Origin of the sequence: Micromonospora sp. NBC_01740 (assembly GCF_035920365.1) — a bacterium.
Taxonomy (GTDB): domain Bacteria; phylum Actinomycetota; class Actinomycetes; order Mycobacteriales; family Micromonosporaceae; genus Micromonospora; species Micromonospora reichwaldensis.
This window is the reverse complement of sequence record NZ_CP109150.1, coordinates 6,042,572-6,062,064: the sequence shown is the minus strand read 5'-3', so window position 1 is coordinate 6,062,064 and position 19,493 is coordinate 6,042,572. Positions and strand designations below refer to the sequence as shown.

The window sequence follows — 19,493 nt, the reverse complement described above, 5'->3', positions numbered from 1 at the left end:
CGCCGCCCAGCACCACCGCCTGCGGCACCTCGGCGCCCCAGCGCCGCTGGATCTCGAAGCGCAGCCGCAGCGCCTTCAGCGAATCCCCGCCGCTGGCGATCCACCGGTCGTCCGGTCGCAGGTCGGGCACGCCCAGCACCTCGCCGGCCAGCCCGAGCACCGCCCGCTGCCACGCCGTGCCGGCCACCTCGGCGGGCTCGCCGTCGCGCCCGTCGTGTGGGTGCGGGTCGTGGCGTTCCTCGCGCCCGTCGTGTGGGTGCGGGTCGTCGCGCCCACCACGCCTAGGCGGGTCGTCGCGCCCACCACACCCAGGCGGGTCGTCGCGGCCAGCGCGCCAGGGCGGGTCGTCGCGCCGCAGCAGCGCGTCGGCGTCCACCTTGCCGTTCGCCGTCAGCGGCAGCGCCCCGACCCGGTGGACCCGGTGCGGGCGCAGGTACGGCGGCAGGGTCGCGGTCAGGTGCCGGTCGAACTCCGCGTACGACAGGTCGCCAGCCGTCACCAGGTACGCCAGCAGCTCGTTCGTGCCGTGCACCGGGTCGCGCCGGGTGCAGACGTACGCCTGCCGGACCCCCGGGTGGGCGAGGACCTGCCGCTCCACCTCGCCGGGCTCGACCCGGAAGCCCCGGACCTTGACCTGCCGGTCGACCCGGCCGACGTACTCGACGCGGCCGGCGGCGTCGGCGCGCACCAGGTCGCCGGTGCGGTAGTGGCGGCCGGCGGAGCCGTCCAGCCAGGGCAGCCGGACGAAGCGCGCGGTGGTCTCCTCGGGCAGGTTGCGGTAGCCGGCCGCCAGCGCCGCGCCGCCCAGGTACAGCTCGGCGACCTCGCCCGGCGCGGCGACACGCTCGCCGTCGACCACCAGGTGCGCGTCGGTGCCCGGCAGCACCCGGCCGATCGGGACCACCTCGGCGTCGAAGTCGCGCGGGATCGGATGGCACAGGGCGAACGTGGTCGCCTCGGTGGGCCCGTAGACGTTGTGCAGCCGGGTGCGGCTGGCGGGGTTGTCGCGGTACCAGCGGCGGATCAGCCGGGCGTTGAGTTGCTCGCCGCCGACGAGCACCTGGCCGGCGTCGGCGAAGCAGTGCGGCCGTTCGTCGACCACCGCGTTGAACAGCGCCACGGTGATGAAGAGCGTGTCTATCCGCTCCCGGCGCAGCGCGGCGTCGAGCAGGTGCGGCGTCGCCACCGTCTCGTCGTCGAGCACGACGCAGCAGCCGCCGGTCAGCAGCGGCACCCAGACCTCGAAGCTGATCGCGTCGAACGCCGGGTTGGCGAGGCTCGCGTAGCGGGCCGCCGGGGTCAGCGCGACGTAGCCGGGGCGGGCCAGCCGCAGGACGCCCGCGTCGCGCACCTCCACGCCCTTGGGGCGGCCGGTGGTGCCCGAGGTGTAGAAGACGAACGCGACCGGCGCGGGCGCGGCCTCCGGCTCCGCGTCCCCGGCCGGCGGGGCGTCCACCGCGAGCAGGGCCTCCGCCGGCAGCGGCCGCACCCCGTCGGGCAGGTCGCCGGGCGCCTCCGGGCCGTGGACCACCGCCACGGCGCCCGAGTCGCGCAGCATGTGGTCCCGCCGGGCGGGCGGGCTCTGCCGGTCCAGCGGCACCACGGTCGCGCCGAGCCGCAGGATGCCGAGCATGACGCAGACCAGCCGCCAGCCGCGCGGCAGGTGCACCGCGACCGCCTGACCCGGGCGGGTCCCGGCCCGGCGCAGGGACCGGGCGACTGCGGCGCTGGCGGCGTCCAGGTCGGCGTAGCTGAGGCGCCGGTCGCCGTCGGCCACCGCGACCGCCTCGGGGGTACGGCTGGCCTGGGCGAGCACGGCGTGGGCGAGACCGGGATCCTGGACCATCACGCCTCCCGTACGGCCGGCGTCGTCGGACGGGCGTCGGAGAGCCGGTCCACCTCGCCGCGCAGCAGCGCGGCGACCCGCAGCACCACCGCGCTCTCCAGGATGTCCCAGTGGTCGCAGTGCACCCGCTCCAGCAGGAAGTCGGCGTTGCCGCGCCGCCGCCAGAAGGCGCGTACCTCGTGCAGGAAGGCCTCGTCGCGCCCGGCGGTGGCCTGCAACAGCACCAGCCGGGCCGGCGACGCGGGGGTCGGATAGTCGCGCATGGTGGACCGGTTGTGGTTGTAGACGCGGTGGTACTGGTCGATCTGCTCGTCGTCGATGCCCGGGTACATCCCGTTGAACTTGATGAGCTTGTCGCGGAACTCGGCCATGTCCACCGGCTCGATCGCGCCCCGGTGGGCCGGGTCGTCGGTGCCCAGGGTGTCCAGCAGGACCACGCTCAGCCCGGGATGCCCGGCGAGCGCCAGCCGGCGTCCCATCTCGTACGCGACCAGCCCGCCGTAGGAGAGCCCGGTGAGCACCACCGGCCCGTCCAGCAGGTGCGCGACCTGCCCCAGGTACGCCTCGGCCATCGCCTCCACAGTGGGCAGGAACTCCTCGCCCGGGTTCACCCCCGGGGACTGGATCCCGTACACGCCGAGGGACTCCGGCAGCGCCTTGGCCAGCGACAGGTAGCAGAACGCGGTGCCGCCGGCCGGGTGCACGCAGATGACCCGGCCGGCGCCGTCGCCCGCCCGGAACTTGATCAGGTTGCTCGGCGGCCGGCCCGACGCGCCCCGCCGCAGCCGGCCGCCGAGCGCCTCGATCGTCGGGTGCAGCATGATCTCGTGCACCGGCAGCGGTTCGCCGAACGCCTCGCCGATCGCGTGGGCCAGCTTGATCGCCGAGATCGAGGTGCCGCCCACGTCGAAGAACCGGTCGCCGATGCCGATCTCCGGGTGCAGCAGCAGGCGCTTCCAGATCTGGTAGAGGGTCAGCTCGATCTGGTCGCGCGGGCTGGCCAGGTTGACCTGCCAGGGCGCGTTGGTACGGGCCAGCCGCAGCACCTCGTCGCGGTCGAGCTTGCCGTTGGCGGTCAGCGGCAGCCGCGGCAGCTCCACGAAGAGCGACGGGATCATGTAGCCGGGCAACCGTCGCGACAGCGCCTCGCGCCACTCGCTGACCAGCAACGGCGCCGCCCCGCCCCGGGCCACCCCGGCGACCAGCCTCGGCTCGCCGGCCGCGTCCGAGTCGACCAGCACCGCCGCCTCGCGTACGTCCCCCCGGTCCCGCAGCGCGGCCTCGATCTCGCCCAGCTCGATGCGGAAGCCCCGGATCTTGACCTGGCCGTCGCGGCGGCCCAGGTACTCGATGTTCCCGTCGGGCAGCAGCCGGGCCAGGTCGCCGGTGCGGTAGAGCCGTTCCCCGGGCACGAACGGGTCGGGAACGAACCGCTCGGCGGTCGCCCCCGGCCGGCCCAGGTAGCCGCGGGCGACACCGGCGCCACCGATGTGGATCTCGCCGGTGACCCCGACGGGCACCGGCTCCATCAGCTCGTCGAGCAGGTGGACGCGGGTGTTGGCGATCGGCCGGCCGATCGGGCACTGCCGGGCGGACGGCTGCGGGTCGAGGTAGGCGGTGCTGTAGACGGTGGTCTCCGTCGGCCCGTACCCGTTGAGGACCCGCAGCCCGGGCAGGGCCTCCTGCATCCGGTGCAGGCCCTGCTCCGGCAGCGGTTCGACCCCGACCAGCAGTTGGCGCAGCGCCGACCCGGCCAGGCGGGCCGCCGGATCCTCGTCGATCCACCGGACGAAGGCCGGCGGCAGGTAGGCCTGCACGACGTGGTGCTCGCGCAGCCAGCCCATCAGCGCCGCCGGGTCGCCGCGCAACTTCTCCGGTACGAGGTGCAGGGCCCCGCCCGTGGTCAGCGGCAGGAATATCTCCTGCACCGAGACGTCGAAGCCGACGCTCGACCAGAGCGCCGCCGCCTCCCCCTCGGCGGCGCCGAGCCGCGACACCCAGTGGTCGAGCAGGTTCACGACGCCGCCGTGGGCGACCGCGACGCCCTTGGGGCGGCCCGTCGAGCCCGACGTGTAGATCACGTACGCCAGGTTGGCGGGGTGCACGACGACGCCGGGCGGACCGTCGTGGCGCCCCTCGGCCTCGACGGCGGCCAGGTCGTCCTCGCCGAGGACCAGGGCCGGCGCCGCGTCAGCGACCATGCCGGCGAGCCGCTCCGGCGGCAGGGCCGGGTCCAGCGGCAGGTAGGCGGCCCCGGCCTTGAGTACGCCCAGGATGGCCACGATCAGCCCGGCCGAGCGCCGCGCGTGCAGGCCCACCACCTGGTCGCGGCGTACGCCCCGGGCGATCAGCGCGTGCGCCAGGCGGTTGGCCCGCCGCTCCAGCGTGGCGTAGTCCAGCCGCTCGTCGTCGTCGGCCACGGCGAGTGAGCCGCGGTGCCGCCGCGCCTGCGCCGCGATCCGCCGCACCACGTCCGCCGGGTCGGTGAACGGTCGCGCGGTGCGGTTCCACTCGACCAGCAGGCGGTGCCGCTCGTCCGCACCGAGCAGCCGCAGCGCGCCGACCGGGGCCGACGGATCGGCCGCCACCTGGGCGAGCAGGCGAACGAAGTGCCCGGCCAGCCGGGCGATCGTCGCGGCGTCGAAGAGGTCGGTGTTGTACTCGAAGATGACGTGCAGCTCGTCGGCGTGCTCCAGCACCTCGACCGACAGGTCGAACTTCGCCGCGCCGGTGCTGCTCGACAGGGGCCGCAGCACCAGGCCGGGCAGCTCCAGCCGGCCGCGCGGGATGTTCTGCAGCACCAGCATCACCTGGAACAGCGGCGAGTAGCTGGTGTGCCGCTCCGGGTTGAGCGCGTCCACGAGCTGCTCGAACGGCAGGTCGGGATGGGCGTACGCGTCGAGCAGGTGCCGGCGGACGTCGGCCAGCAGTGCCGCGAAGGACTGCTCCGGGTCCAGCCGGTTGCGGATCACCACCGTGTTCACGAAGTGGCCGATCAGGCCCTCCACGTCCCGGTGGTTGCGGTTGGCGAACGGGGTGCCGACGCAGACGTCGTCCTGCCCGCTGTAGCGCCACATCAGCACCGACAGGGTGGCCATGAGCGTCATGAAGAGCGTCGCGTCGCCGGCCCGGCCCACCTCCCGCAGGCCCCGCAGCACCGCGGCGTCCACAGTCGTGCCGTGGGTCTCGCCCCGGTAGCGCTGCACCGCCGGGCGGGGCCGGTCGGTCGGCAGGGCCAGCAGCGCGGGCGCACCGGCCAGCGTCTGCGTCCAGTAGCCGAGCTGGCGCTCCAACTCGCCGCCGCCGAGGTGCCGGCGCTGCCACAGCGTGTAGTCCGGGTACTGCACGGGCAGCTCGGCCAGCGGAGCGGCCTCGCCCCGCGCGTACGCGGCGTAGAGGGCGGTGACCTCGCCGATCAGGATGCCGACGGACCAGCCGTCGGCCACCATGTGGTGCACGGTGAGCAGCCAGCGGTGCTCGTCGGGGGCCAGCCGCAGCAGGGCGGTGCGGAGCAGCGGGCCGGCGGCCAGGTCGAACGGCGCCCGCGCCTCAGCCTCGGCGGCCTCGTCGGCCCGGCGGGAGCGCTCCGGGCGGGGGAGCGCGGTGAGGTCCGCGACCGGCAGGGCGACCGGCCCGACCGGCCGCACCACCTGGCAGGGCTCCTCGTCGACCAGCGCGAAGACGGTACGCAGCGCCTCGTGCCGGCGCACCACCTCGGTCAGGGCGCGGGCCAGCGCCGGCACGTCCAGGGCGCCCACCACGTCGAACGCGACCGGGTTGTTGTAGAACGGGTTGCCGGGGGAGAGCTGGTCGAGGAACCAGAGCTGCCGTTGGGCGAACGCGACCGGCACCGGCGCGTCCGGTCGCGGCCGGCGGGGGATCGTGTCCGCGTCGGCGCCGGTCAGGATCGCGACCAGCTCCTCCTTGTGCAGCTTGAGGTCGGCCAGCAGGTCGGGCGTGAGGACCTCGCGGGATCCCGTGAGGCGCAGCCGGTCGCCGTCGACCCGCAACCCGACCGCGTGCCGGTTGAGCGTGTCGAGCAGCTCGTAGGCGTTCACAGCTCGACCGTGATCGTGTCGGTGGCGGCGGCGTCGGGCCCGGCCGGCTCCGCCCCGGGACGGCCGCCGCCGAGCAGCGCGTAGACCAGCCGGTGCGAGGGTTCCAGGTCGAACAGGGCGGTCAGCTCCGCCGTGTCCAGGGCGCCGACGCCGCACAGGCCGAGACCGTGCTCGGGGGCGGCCATCGTCAGCAGCTGGGCCATGGCGCCCGCCTCGATCGCGGTGAAGGTCGCACTCTGCTCCTGATAGAGAGGCTCGATGGCCGCGCGCTGCGCCACCAGGAACAGCGCGAACGCGGCGGCCTCGAAGACCGGCCGGTTGACGAAGTAGTCGAAGGAGTCCGGGCTCAACTCGCGGTCGCGGCCGAGCGCCAGCAGCCGGTGCGCCGCCGGGTCGTGGTAGTACGCCCCGCCCGGCACCCCGTCGATGCGTCCCGCCTTGACCAGGACGTACGTCTGCACGGCGTAGGTGCCGCCGGCCGAGCCGTACTGGAACTTGGCCCGACCGTCGACCTCCCGCTGAGCGAGGGTGGCCAGCAACCCGCCGAGCGCCCCCGCCGGCAGCGGATCCGCGGCGAAGCGGCGCACCGTGCGGTAGCCGGTGTAACGCCGGTCGTACGCCGGGTCGGCCGGCGCGGTCAGCGCGACCGCCGGGGTGTCGGGCGCGAAACCGCGACGGCCCCGCCCGTCCGAGGTGAACGCGGCGCGCGCGGCCGGGTCCTCGACCACCGTGGCGGCCCGCTGCGCGGCCGCGACGACGGCCCGCTCGGCGGTGTGTTCGCGGAACATCCGCAGCAGGTCGGCCAGGGTCGGCTGGCGCATCAGCCGGGCCAGCTTCGGCCGGAAGCCCAACTCGCCGGAGAGTGCGTTCGCGATCCGGACGACGTCGATCGACGTGGCGCCGAGCATCAGCAGGTTGGCGTCGGGCGCGACGACGGGCAGGTCGAGGATCTCGGTGACGATCTCCACCAGCCGGTTCTCGGCCGGGTCGGTGAGCACCGGCGCCTCGGCGACGGTCTCCGGCGACGGCTTCGGGTCGGGGAGTTGGCCCCGGTCGACCTTCCCGTTGGCCGACAGCGGCAGCGCGTCGAGGACGGTGAACGACGACGGCACCATGTACGCCGGCAGCCGCTCCTCCAGGTACGCCACGAGGGCGACCGGCTCGGGCGCGGGACCGTCCGGCACCACGTACGCGGCCAGCCGCTTCTCGCCCTGCGCCTGACCGAGTAGCCGCAGCGCGGCGGCGCGTACGCCCGGGTGGCCCTCCAACGCCGCCTCGATCTCACCCAGCTCGATGCGGTAGCCGTGCACCTTGACCTGGCCGTCCTCGCGACCGAGGAACTCGATCGTGCCGTCCGGGCGCAGCCGGCCCAGGTCGCCGGTGCGGTAGAGCCGCTCGCCGCTGACCGGGTGGACGACGAAGCTGGCCGCCGTCGCCGCCTCGTCGCGCCAGTAGCCCCGCGCCAGCCCGGCGCCGCTGATCCAGAGGTCGCCGGTGGCCCAGGTGGGCCGGGGGCGCAGGGCCTCGTCCAGCACGTGGACCCCCTGGTGGGCCAGCGCCCGGCCGTAGGGGATGCTGCGCCAGGCCGGATCGACCTCGTCGACCGGGTGGTGGATGGACCAGATCGACGCCTCGGTGGCGCCACCGAGGCTCTCGACCCGGATCCCGGGCAGCGCCTTGCGCAGCCGGTCGGGGAGGGTGAGCGGGATCCAGTCCCCGGAGAGCATGGCCAGCCGCAGCGACGCCGGCAGCGGATGGCCGGCGTCGGCGTCGTCGAGCAGCATGCCGGCCAGCGCCGGCACCGAGTTCCAGACGCTGACCCGGTGGGCGTGGGCCACCTCCCGCCAGTGGGCCGGATCGCGGGCCAGTTCCGGGTCGAGCGTCACGACCGCCGCGCCGGCCGCGAGGGTGCCGAAGATGTCGAAGACGGAGAGGTCGAAGCTGAGCGCGCTGACGGCCAGGACCCGGTCGGCGGGCCCCACGGCAAAGCGCGCGTTGACGTCGAGGAGCGTGTTCACCGCACCGCGATGGTCGATCGTCACGCCCTTCGGCGTGCCGGTGGATCCGGACGTGTAGATCACGTACGCGACGTCGGTCTCCGCCAGGTCGACCGGCCGCAGCGCCGGCCCGCCCGCACCGACGGCGTCCGCGTCCACCACCAGGCGCGCGACGCCCTCGGGCAGGGCCACCCGGTCCGACCCGGTCAGGACCAGCCCCGCCCCGGCCCGCTGGAGCACCCGGGCCACCCGCTCGGCCGGCCAGTCGGGGTCGAGCGGCAGGTACGCGCCCCCGGCGTGCAGGACCGCGAGGGTGGCGACGACCTGCTTCCAGCCCCGGTCGAGCAGCACCGCGACGAGCTGGCCGGGCCCGACGCCGTGGTCCTGGAGCCGCCCGGCCAGCCGCCGTGCCTCGACGCGTACGGTGGCGTGGTCCAGCCGCCGGTCCGGGGCGAGCACGGCGGGCGCGGCGGGGGTCGCCAGCGCCTGCCGGTCGACCAGCTCGTGCAGGAGCCCGCGATTGGCCGGCGGGGCCACCGCCACCGGCGGGGCGAGCGGCCCGTCCAGCGTGCCGTGCCAGGCGTCCGGCTCCGCCAGCCGCCCGAGCAGCTCCCGGTACGCCGCGAACATCTCGGCGACCAGGCCGGCGGGGAAGAGCTCGTCGATGCTGTCCCAGTTGACGTGCAGCCGCCCGCCGGCCTCCAGGACCGTGTGGTCGATCCACACCTGCGGGGTCTGGGTGATGCCGTGCAGCACCTCACCGCCGAGCGCCGCCGCGAGGCCGCTGTCGCCGACGTCGGGCGCCGCCTCGGTGAGCGTGCTGTTGAAGACGACCGGCAGGGCCGCGTGGCGGGTGCCCCGGGCGCGGGCGAGTTCGCGGTTGACCCGTACGCCGCTGACCGCCGAGTGGTCGATGTCCTGCCAGAGCTGCTCCTGCACCGCCCGGGCCCGGGTCACGAAGTCGACCCCGGCCGCCACGTCGACCTCCAGCAGCACCAGCGACGTGAAGTCGCCGATCACCGCGTTGATGCCGGGATGCAGCGGCAGCCGGTTGAACAGCGGCAGGCTCAGCGTGAACCGCGACTGGCGGCTCCACCGGGCCAGCACCTGCGCGAACGCGGTCACCAGCAGCACCGACGGGGTCACCTGGTGCCGGCCGGCGAGCGCCTTCAGCCGGCTCCAACGCTCCGCCGGCAGCACCTCGTCGTAGCGGGTGAAGCGCGGCCGTTCGACGCTCTCCGGCTGCCGTTCCAGCGGGAGCTGCGGCGCGGGGGCCAGCGTGCCGACCCGCTCCCGCCAGTAGTCGAGGGCCCGCTCGTAGCGCGGCGTGCGCCGCAGGGCCCGTTCGGCCAGGACGTAGTCGCGGAAGGTCACCGCGAGCGGCGGCAGGTCGACGTCCGGGTCGGCGTAGAGCAGCGCCAGCTCGTGTTCCAGGATCTGCCCGCTGGCCGCGTCGAGGATCAGCGCGTCGAGGCTGACGTGCAGCCGCGCCTCGCCGTCGAGCAGCGTCACCGCGAACTCGAACAGCGGCCAGCGGCCGGCGTCGAACACCTGGTGGGACATCCGCTCCCGGGTCTCGCCCAGCCGGCGGTCGGCGGTCTGCGGGTCGAGCCCGCGCAGGTCCCGCCGGGCCATCGCGTAGCGCGGCACGCTCGGCAGGACCCGCTGGACGCCGTCGTGGAAGACCGCGCGGAGCATGTCGTGGCGGTCGACCAGCCGGTGCAGCGCCCGGGTGAAGCGCTCCTCGTCGAAGTCGCGCAGCCGCAGCTCGCTGTAGCCGTGCGCGCCGACGCCGCCGAGTTCGATGGTGGACCCGCGGCCCACCCAGTAGGCCTCCTGGATGTCGGTGAGCGGGAACGGCTCGTGCCGGCCGGCGGGATCTGCGACGAGCGACGGGAGGGCGTCGACGGCGGGGGAGCCGGGCCCCGCCAGCTCGGCCGCCAGGTCGGCCAGGACCGGCTTCCGGAAGAGGGTACGCAGCGACAGCCGCGCCGACATCCGCTCGTTGATCGCGTGCACGAGCCGGGTCGCCAGCAGCGAGTGGCCGCCCAGCGCGAAGAAGTCGTCGTGCGCGCCGACCCGGTCGCGGCGCAGCACCTCGGCCCAGATGGCGGCCATCCGGGCCTCCCGGTCGTCGCGCGGCGCGACGTAGGCGGTGGCGACGTCGGCCTGCTCCGGCGCGCGCAGGGCCCGCCGGTCCAGCTTGCCGTTGGCCGTCAGCGGCAGCCGCTCCAGCACCACCCAGCGGGTCGGCACCAGGTGCTCGGGCAGCCGGCGCCGCAACTGCTCGCGGGCCGCCTCGACGGGGACGTCGCCCACCAGGTAGCCGACCAGGTGCGGGTCGCCGGGGGTGTCCTCGCGCAGCAGCACGGCCGCCTCGCGGACGCCCGGAACGCGCCGCAGGGCGGCCTCCACCTCGCCCGGCTCGACCCGGAAGCCGCGCACCTTGACCTGGTCGTCGGCGCGCCCGACGAACTCGATGGTCCCGTCGGCCCGGCGGCGGACCAGGTCGCCGCTGCGGTACATCCGCTCGCCCGGCCCGGCGAACGGATCCGGCAGGAACCGTTCCGCGGTCGCCGCCGGCCGGTTGAGGTAGCCGCGCGCCAGGCCGGACCCGCCGATGTAGAGCTCGCCGAGCACGCCCGCCGGCACCGGCTCGCACCGCTCGTCGAGCACGTAGAGCCGCGCGTTGGCGATCGGCCGGCCGATCGGCGGCAGCGCTGGCCAGTCGGCCGCCGCCTCGGTGGCCAGCGCGAACTGGCTGACCACGTGGGTCTCGGTCGGGCCGTACTGGTTGTAGAGGTACCGGCCGCCGAGTCCGACCGCCAGGGCGCGTACGTCGTCGTTGACCCGCAGCGCCTCGCCGGCGGTGACGATCTCGCAGCCGGGCGCGAGCGGGGCCACGGCCCCGGTGAGACCGGCCAGCTGGTGCAGCACGGCCGCCGGCAGGAACGCCCGCCGTACGCCCTGTTCGGCCAGGACGTGGCGCAGCCGGCCCAGGTCCCGGCCGTCCTCCTCGCCGATCAGCACCAGCGTGCCGCCCTGGCAGAGGGTGCTCCAGATCTCCTGCGCGGAGACGTCGAAGCCGATCGAGGCGAACTGGAGCACCCGTTGCGGCGCGGGACTGCCCGGCGCGGCGTAGCGGAGCTGCCAGTCGATCAGGTTGTCCAGGCACCGCCAGGTCTGCGCCACGCCCTTGGGCCGGCCGGTGGAGCCGGAGGTGTGGATGACGTAGGCGAGGTGGTCGGGCCGGGTGCCGGGGTCGGGGCTGACGGTGGGCCGGTCGGCCCAGCGGTGGGCGTCGGTGCCGAGGTCGACGAGGGGCGCGTCGGTCAGGCCGTCGAGGGTGGCGCGGGTCGCGGCGTGGGTGAGGACGGCGACCGGGGCGCCGTCGGCCAGCAGGTGCCGCAGGCGTTCGGCGGGGTGGGCCGGGTCCAGCGGCAGGTACGCGCCACCGGCCCGGGCGACGGCCAGGAGGGCGACGATGAGCTCCGGCGACCTGCGCAGGCAGACCGCGACGAGGGCGTCGGGGCCGACGCCGTGCGCGCGCAGGTGGTGGGCGAGCCGGTTGGCGCGCGCGTCGAGGTCGCGGTAGGTGAGCGAGGTGCCCTCGAACGTCACCGCCACCGCGTCGGGACCCGCGGCGACCCGCTGCGCGAGGCGGGCGACGACGCCCTTGTCCACCGGGGACGGCTCGGCCTGGCGCAGCGCCTGCTCCCGTTCCCGCTCGTCGAGCAGGGTCAGCCGGTCGATGGGCTGGTCGGGGTGGGCGACGAGTTGGGTGAGGACGTGGCGCAGGTAGCGGATGTGCCGCTGGGCGGTGGCGGTGTCGAAGAGCGCGGTGGCGTACTCGAGGCTGCCGGTGATGCGGCCGTCGTGCTCGGTGAGGGCGAGGGTGAGGTCGAACTTGGCTGTGCTGTGGGGCGGCGGCAGGGCGGTGACCCGCAGGCCCGGGAGGGTCAGCTCGCCGTCGTCGGTGTTCTGCCAGGCGAACATGACTTGGAAGAGGGGGGTGTGGGCGAGGTTGCGGGTGGGGTTGACGGCTTCGACGACTTGTTCGAAGGGGAGGTCCTGGTGGTCGAGGGTGGTGAGGGTGAGGTCGCGGATGCGGTGGAGGAGTTGGGTGGTGGTGGGGTGGTTGGTGAGGTCGATGCGCAGGGCGAGGGTGTTGACGAAGAAGCCGATGAGGTTTTCGAGTTCGGCGCGGCGTCGGTTGGCGGTGGGGGTGCCGATGATGAGGTCGTGTTGGCCGGTGAGGCGGGACAGGACGATGGCCCAGGCGGTGAGCAGGGTCATGTAGAGGGTGGTGCCGTGGGTGGTGGTGAGGTTTTTGAGGGCGGTGGTGAGGTGGGTGTCGATGGTGATGGGGAGGTGGGCGCCGTGGTGGTTCTGTTCGGTGGGTCGGGGTCGGTCGGTGGGTAGGTGCAGCAGGGTGGGTGCGTCGGCGAGGGTCTGGCGCCAGTGGGTTTCCTGGCGTTGCAGGGTGCCGTCGGTGAGCCATTGGCGTTGCCAGGCGGCGTAGTCGGCGTACTGCACGGGCAGCGGCGGCAACGGATCCGGCCGACCGTCGTGGAAGGCGGCGTACAGCACCCCCAGCTCACGGGTCAGGACGCCGATGGACCAGCCGTCGGAGACGACGTGGTGCATGGTGACGAGCAGGACGTGCCGGTCCGGGGCGAGGGTGACCAGGCGGCCCCGGATCAGGGGGCCGGCGGTCAGGTCGAACGGGGCCGTGAACTCCTCGTCCTGGAGCCGGGCCAGCCGGGCGGCGGCGTCGGGCGCCCCGGTGAGGTCGTGCGTGTGCAGGGTGAAGCCGGTGCCGGGCGGGTCGACCTCCTGGTGGACGTCGGAGCCGGCGGGCACGAGCCGGGTGCGCAGGGCCTCGTGCCGGGCGACCAGGGCGTCCAGGGCCGCCCGTAGCGCGTCGTGGTCGAGCCAGCCGGCCAACTCCAGGGCGAGGGGCATGTGGTAGGCGTGGCCGAGACCGCCGAGGCGTTCCAGGAACCACAACCGCCGCTGCGCGAAGGAGGGCTCCAGCGCGCCGGCCCGGTCGACCGGGCGGATCGGGGGCAGCACGTCGCGGCCGTCCGGCGTCAGCCGGGCGACGAAGGCGGCGAGGACCGGCGCCGCGAAGAGCGCCGCCGGGGAGACCTCCCGCCCCAGCACCTGCCGGATCCTGGAGACCAGCCGCATGGCGAGCAGCGAGTGGCCGCCCAGGGCGAAGAAGTCGTCGTGCCGGCCGACCCGCTCGACTCCCAGCACCTCGGCCCAGACGCCGGCGACCATGGTCTCCAGCAGGCCGACCGGCTCGACGTGCCCGCGCTGGCCGAAGGCCTCCCCGTCCGGTGCCGGCAGCGCCGCCCGGTCGAGCTTGCCGTTGGGCGTCAGCGGCCACGCGGCCAGCCGGACGTACGCCGACGGCACCATGTGCTCCGGCAGTTGGGCGGCGAGCCGGTCCCGCAGCCGCGCGGCGTCCGGCGCCTCTGCGCCCAGCACGTACGCGACGAGCCGCTGGTGGCCGCCGGCGTCCGGGCGCGCCACGACCACCGCCTCCCGGACGCCCTCGGTCGCCGCCAGCCGCGACTCGATCTCGCCCAGCTCGACGCGGAAGCCCCGGATCTTCACCTGGAAGTCGTCGCGGCCCAGGAACTCCAGTTCCCCGCCCGGCAGGCGGCGACCCAGGTCACCGGTGCGGTAGAGCCGCTCGCCCGGCACGAACGGGTTGGCGCGGAAGCGCCGGGCGGTCAGCTCGGGCCGGTTCAGGTAGCCGCGCGCCACGCCCGCGCCGCCGATGTGGATCTCGCCGACCACCCCGTCCGGGACCGGCTCGCCCTCGCCGTCGAGCAGGTAGACGCGCACGTTCGGCAGCGGCCGGCCGATCGGCAGGCAGGTCGCCCCGGCGAGGCCGTCGGCGGGGAGCAGGTGGCAGGTGCTGTCGACGGCCGCCTCGGTCACGCCGTACGCGTTGACGATCCGCACCCGCGGGCCGCACAGGGCGCGGAGCTGGGCGGCGTTCGCGGCGGTCCAGGCGTCCGAGCCGCAGACCACCGTCTCCAACCCGGCGAGGCTCCCGCCGGTCGACTCCAGGTGCGCCAGCAACGGGTTGAGCACGGCCGGCACGAAGTCGGCGAAGTCCACGTCGTGGCGGCGCAGCAGGGCGTACAGGCCCGCGCTGTCCAGCAGCAGCGGACGCGGGCAGAGCACCAGCCGCCCGCCGAAGCCGAGCGCCCGCACCACGTCGGCGGTGAAGACGTCGAAGGAGAAGCTCGCCATCTGCAGGTGCACCAGGCCGGGACGCAGGTCGAACAGGCGCTCCCAGGCGGCGGCCACGGCCACCAGCTGCCGGTGCTCCACCAGCACCCCGTTGGCGGTGCCGGAGGTGCCGGACGTGTAGATGACGTACGCCAGATGGTGCGCGCCCAACCCGTCGACGGCCGGGTCGGTCACCGGCAGCTCCGCCCAGGCCGCCGCGTCGAGGTCCAGGTCGACCACCGGGGTGTCGAGCCCGGCCAGCGCGGCGTGCAGCCGCTCGCGGGCCGGGCCGTGGGTCAGCGCCGTCACCGGGGCGCTGTCGCGCAGCATGGCGGCGAGCCGGTCGGCCGGGTAGGCCGGGTCGAGCGGGAGGTAGGCGCCACCCGCCTTGAGGACCGCCAGCAGGCCCACCACGGTGTCCAGCGACCGCTCGACGCAGATCGCGACCAGCCGGTCGGGACCGACGCCGCGGGCGCGCAGGTGGTGGGCCACCCGGTTGGCCCGCGTGTTCAACTCGCCGTAGGTGAGGCGCTCGTCGCCGAGGACGAGGGCCACCGCCTCCGGGTCGCGGGCCGCCCGGTCCTCGACGAGGTGGTGCACCAGGCGGCCCGGCGGGTACGCCACCGTGGCGTCGTTGCCCTCCTCGACGAGCCGGCGGCGCTCGGCGGGGGGCAGCACGTCGAGCCCGCCCACCGGCGCGTCCGGCGCCCGCTCCAGCGCGTCGGCCAGCGTCTCCAGGGCCCGTTCGACCATCGCGCAGACCCGGTCGGGCGCCACCCCGGCCGCGGCGGCGACGGTCAGCGCGACGTTGTCGCGCAGGTCGTCGACGTCCAGCGCGAGCGGGTAGTTGCCGCGCTCCTGGGCGGCCAGGTAGGTCAGGTCGTCCGCGTCGGGTTCCGGCGCGGGGGCGTCCGACTCGGCCAGCACCTCGGCGCGCCGGTAGTTCAGCAGGGCGGTGAAGAGTGGCGCCGGTGGCGCGACGCCGCTGCACGACTGGGCCAGCGCCAGCGACGCGTGCTCGTGCCGGATCAGCCCGGTCAGCGCCTCGTGGGTGCGCAGCACGCACTCCGTGGCGCCGGTGGCGTCGACGGCGACCCGCAGGGGGAGCGTGTTGAGGAAGGGCCCGAGGACGCGGTCGCTGCCTGCGCCAGCGTCCATCCGCCCGGAGAGCACGGTGCCGAAGACGACGTCCCGGCGGCCGGCGGCCCGGGCCAGCACCTGCCCCCAGGCGACGTGGAACAGGCTCGTCACCCCGACCTGGAGGTCCTGGGCCCGCTGCCGCAGCCGCCGCGTCAGCTCCGGCCCGAGCCACACCCGGGCGTCGCGCATGGTGTGCCCGTCGCCGTGGATGTCGCGCAGGCCGAAGGGCACGGTCGGGCTGTCCACGTCGGAGAGCATCCGGCGGAAGAAGGTCTCCTGCTCGGCCCGGTCGACGCCGCGCCGGATCCGCGCCACGAAGTCGCGGAACGGCAGCGGCGGCGGCAGCCGGTCGCCCTCGCCGGCCAGGTACGCGCGGACCTCGGCCCGCAGCTGCTTCAGCGAGGTGTTGTCGTCGACGATGTGGTGGATCAGCTCCACGGCCAGCCACGCGCCGTCGCGCGGGTCCCGCGCCACCAGCAGCCGTAGCAGCGGGGCCTGGTCGAGGGGGAGGCGGGCGTACCGCCGGTCGACGTGCTCGCGGAGCTGCCGGAGCGGGTCGTCGCCCGCGGGATCGAGCGTGACCTCCTCCACCGGCAGGGGCGCCCGGCGCCACACCACCTGCACCGGCTCGTTGATCCCGTGCCACACCACCCCGGTGCGCAGCACGTCGTGCCGGGCGACGACCGCCTCCAGCGCGGCGGCGTAGCGGTCCAGCCGGTCCCGGTCGGCGAAGCGCAGGACCGTGGTCACCAGGTAGGGGTCGCGGTCGTGGGCCATCAGGTGGTGGAAGAGCATCCCCTCCTGCACCGGGGCCAGCGGGTAGACGTCCTGCACGTTCGGCGCCCCGCCGGACACGGTGGCGACGACCGCGTCGATCTCCGGCTGGCTCAGCTCCACCAGCGGCAGCAGGTCCGGGGTGATCCGGTCGCAGCCGGCCGGGATCGGCTCCGGCGTCGCCTCGGCCCGGTCCCCGCCCGCGCCCACGGCGGCGGCCAGGTCGGCCAGGACCGGCGAGGCGAAGAGCGCGCGTACGTCGGCGGGCATGCCCTGGCGGCGCATCCGTTCCAGCACCCGCAGGGCCAGCAGCGAGTGCCCGCCCAACGCGAAGAAGTTGTCGTGCCGGCCGACCCGCTCGACGCCGAGTACCTCGGCCCAGATGGCGGCGAGGGCGGTCTCCGTCGGACCGACCGGCTCGGTGTAGTGCCGGGCGGCGAAGGCGGACCCGTCGGGTGCGGGCAGCGCCCGGTGGTCGAGCTTGCCGTTGGGCGTGAGCGGCCACTCGGCGACCCGCACGTACGCGGCCGGGACCATGTGCTCCGGCAGGACACCGGCCAGCCGGGTCCGCAGCGCCTCGGCCGTCAGCCGGCGCACCGATGCGGTGTAGTAGCCGACCAGGCGCGGCTCGCCCGTGGCGTCGGTCGTGACCGTCACCACCGCGTCGCGTACGCCGGGGCAGGCGGCCAGCCGGGCCTCGATCTCGCCCAGCTCGACGCGGTAGCCACGGATCTGCACCTGGGAGTCGTTGCGGCCCAGGTATTCGAGACCGCCGTCGGGGCGGTGGCGCACGAGGTCACCGGTGGCGTAGAGCCGGTCCCCCGCGACGAACGGGCTGGGCCGGAAGCGTTCCGCGGTCAGCGCGGGACGGTTGAGGTAGCCGCGTGCGACCCCCGCGCCACCGACGTGGAGCTCGCCGACGACCCCGGGCGGCACCGGTTCCCCTCGCCCGTCGAGCACGTAGAGCCGCAGGTCCCCGATGGGTCGCCCGATCGGGCTGACGCCGGGTCGCTCGGTGTCGGCCGGGGTCAACGGCCGGTGGGTCACGTGCACGGTGGTCTCGGTGATGCCGTACATGTTGACCAGTTCGGTGCGCCCGTTGCGCGCGTCCGCGTACCACGGCCGCAGCATCGTCGGGTCCAGCGCCTCGCCCCCGAAGACCACCGTACGCAGCCGGTGCGCCCGCGCGCTGTCGGCCTGCGCGGCGATCAGGCTGCGGAACGCGCTGGGGGTCTGGTTGAGGACGGTGACGCCCTCGTCGCAGAGGAGCCGGTGGAAGTCGGCGGGGGAGCGGCTGACCAGCCGGGGGACGACCACCAGCCGGCCGCCGTGCAGCAGCGCCCCCCAGATCTCCCAGACGGAGAAGTCGAACGCGAAGGAGTGGAAGAGGCTCCACACGTCCGTCGGACCGAAGCCGAACCACCCGGCCGTGGCGGAGAAGAGCCGCACCACGTTGGCGTGCTCGACCATGACGCCCTTCGGGCGGCCGGTGGAGCCGGAGGTGTAGATGACGTAGGCGAGGTGGTCGGGCCGGGTGCCGGGGTCGGGGTCGGTGGTGGGGTGCTCGGCCCAGCGGTGTGCGTTGGCGTCGAGGTCGACGAGGGGCGCGTTGGTCAGGCCGTCGACGGTGGTGCGGGTCGCGGCGTGGGCGAGGACGGCGACCGGGGCGCTGTCGCCGAGCAGTTCGCCGAGGCGCTCCGCCGGATGGGCGGGGTCGAGCGGCACGTACGCGCCGCCGGCCTTGAGCACGGCCAGCAGGGCGACGACCAGCTCGGGTGAGCGCTCCAGGCAGACCGCGACGAGGGCGCCGGGGCCGACGCCGTGCGCGCGCAGGTGGTGGGCGAGCCGGTTGGCGCGCGCGTCGAGGTCGCGGTAGGTCAGCGATTTGCCCTCGCACGTCACGGCCACCGCGTCGGGTGCCGCGGCGACCCGCTCCGCGAACAGCCCGGGGATCGTCCGCCCGGCCGGGTACGTGGTCGCGTCGTCCCAGGCGGCGAGGAGTTCGCGGCGCTCCGTCGGGTCGAGCAGCGTCAGCCGGTCGATGGGTTGGTCGGGGTGGGCGACGAGTTGGGTGAGGACGTGGCGCAGGTAGCGGATGTGCCGCTGGGCGGTGGCGGTGTCGAACAGGGCGGTGGCGTACTCGAGGCTGCCCGTGATGCGGCCGTCGTGCTCGGCCAGGGAGAGGGTGAGGTCGAACTTTGCGCTGGTCCACGGGCTGCGCAGCGCGGTCACCTCGACACCCGGCAGGTCCAGGTCCACGTCCTCGTTGTTCTGCCAGGCGAACATGACCTGGAAGAGGGGGGTGTGGGCGAGGTTGCGGGTGGGGTTGACGGCTTCGACGACTTGTTCGAAGGGGAGGTCCTGGTGGTCGAGGGTGGTGAGGGTGAGGTCGCGGATGCGGTGGAGGAGTTGGGTGGTGGTGGGGTGGTTGGTGAGGTCGATGCGTAGGGCGAGGGTGTTGACGAAGAAGCCGATGAGGTTTTCGAGTTCGGCGCGGCGTCGGTTGGCGGTGGGGGTGCCGATGATGAGGTCGTGTTGGCCGGTGAGGCGGGACAGGACGATGGCCCAGGCGGTGAGCAGGGTCATGTAGAGGGTGGTGCCGTGGGTGGTGGTGAGGTTTTTGAGGGCGGTGGTGAGGTGGGTGTCGATGGTGATGGGGAGGTGGGCGCCGTGGTGGTTCTGTTCGGTGGGTCGGGGTCGGTCGGTGGGTAGGTGCAGCAGGGTGGGTGCGTCGGCGAGGGTCTGGCGCCAGTGGGTTTCCTGGCGTTGCAGGGTGCCGTCGGTGAGCCATTGGCGTTGCCAGGCGGCGTAGTCGGCGTACTGCACCGGCAGGGGCGGCAGGGGGTCGGGTTGGCCGTGGTGGTGCGCGGTGTAGAGCACCCCCAGCTCACGGGTCAGGACCCCCAGCGACCACCCGTCGGAGACGATGTGGTGCATCGTCAGCAGGAGCACGTGCCGGTCCGGGGCGAGGGCGACGAGGCGGCCCCGGAACAGCGGGCCGGCCGCCAGGTCGAACGGGGCGGTGCTCTCCTCCTGCTGGAGCCGGGCCAGGGCGGCGGCAGCGTCGGCGTGCCCGGTCAGGTCGTCGAGCCGGAGCGGGAACGCGGCCCCGGGCGGGTCGATGCGTTGGGCCGCCTCGGCGCCGTCGGGCACGATGCGGGTACGCAGGACCTCGTGCCGGGCGACCAGGGCGTCCAGGGCCGCCCGCAGCGCGTCGTGGTCGAGCCGGCCGTCGAGCTGGAGGGCGAGGGGCATGTGGTAGGCGTGACCGACCCTGCCGAGGTGTTCCAGGAACCACAACCGCCGCTGCGCGAAGGAGAGCGGCAGGAGGCCGGAGCGGTCCGGCAGGCGCTCGACCTCGGCGGGTGTCCGTGCCGGGGGGACGCGACCGGGGGCCGGAACACGGGTCGGTTTGTCGTCCGGCAA

The 19,493-nt window shown here is 74.9% G+C and carries 3 protein-coding genes (1 of these 3 cut by a window edge); all 3 read right to left on the bottom strand.

The genetic code is table 11. The features are described from left to right. Tightly spaced (each overlapping or abutting the next), the 3 genes in view from OG989_RS26515 to OG989_RS26505 form a layout consistent with a single transcriptional unit that may run on beyond the window. Positions 1-1,846, bottom strand: the start of a protein-coding gene (locus OG989_RS26515) for a non-ribosomal peptide synthetase (protein WP_327028827.1). 7,661 nt of this gene lie to the left of the window's left edge; 1,846 of the gene's 9,507 nt are visible here — the first part of the coding sequence; its start codon is at positions 1,844-1,846; the stop codon falls past the left edge of the window. Continuing rightward, on the bottom strand, positions 1,846-5,904 hold the full coding sequence (locus OG989_RS26510) for a non-ribosomal peptide synthetase (protein ID WP_327028826.1): 4,059 nt from the start codon (positions 5,902-5,904) through the stop codon (positions 1,846-1,848). Before OG989_RS26510 ends, OG989_RS26515 begins: the two co-directional genes overlap by 1 nt. Beyond that, the gene (locus OG989_RS26505) at positions 5,901-19,493 is read right to left on the bottom strand and encodes a non-ribosomal peptide synthetase (RefSeq protein ID WP_327028825.1); all 13,593 of its coding nucleotides are present in this window, start codon (positions 19,491-19,493) and stop codon (positions 5,901-5,903) included. The genes OG989_RS26510 and OG989_RS26505 overlap by 4 nt, the downstream gene beginning before the upstream one ends.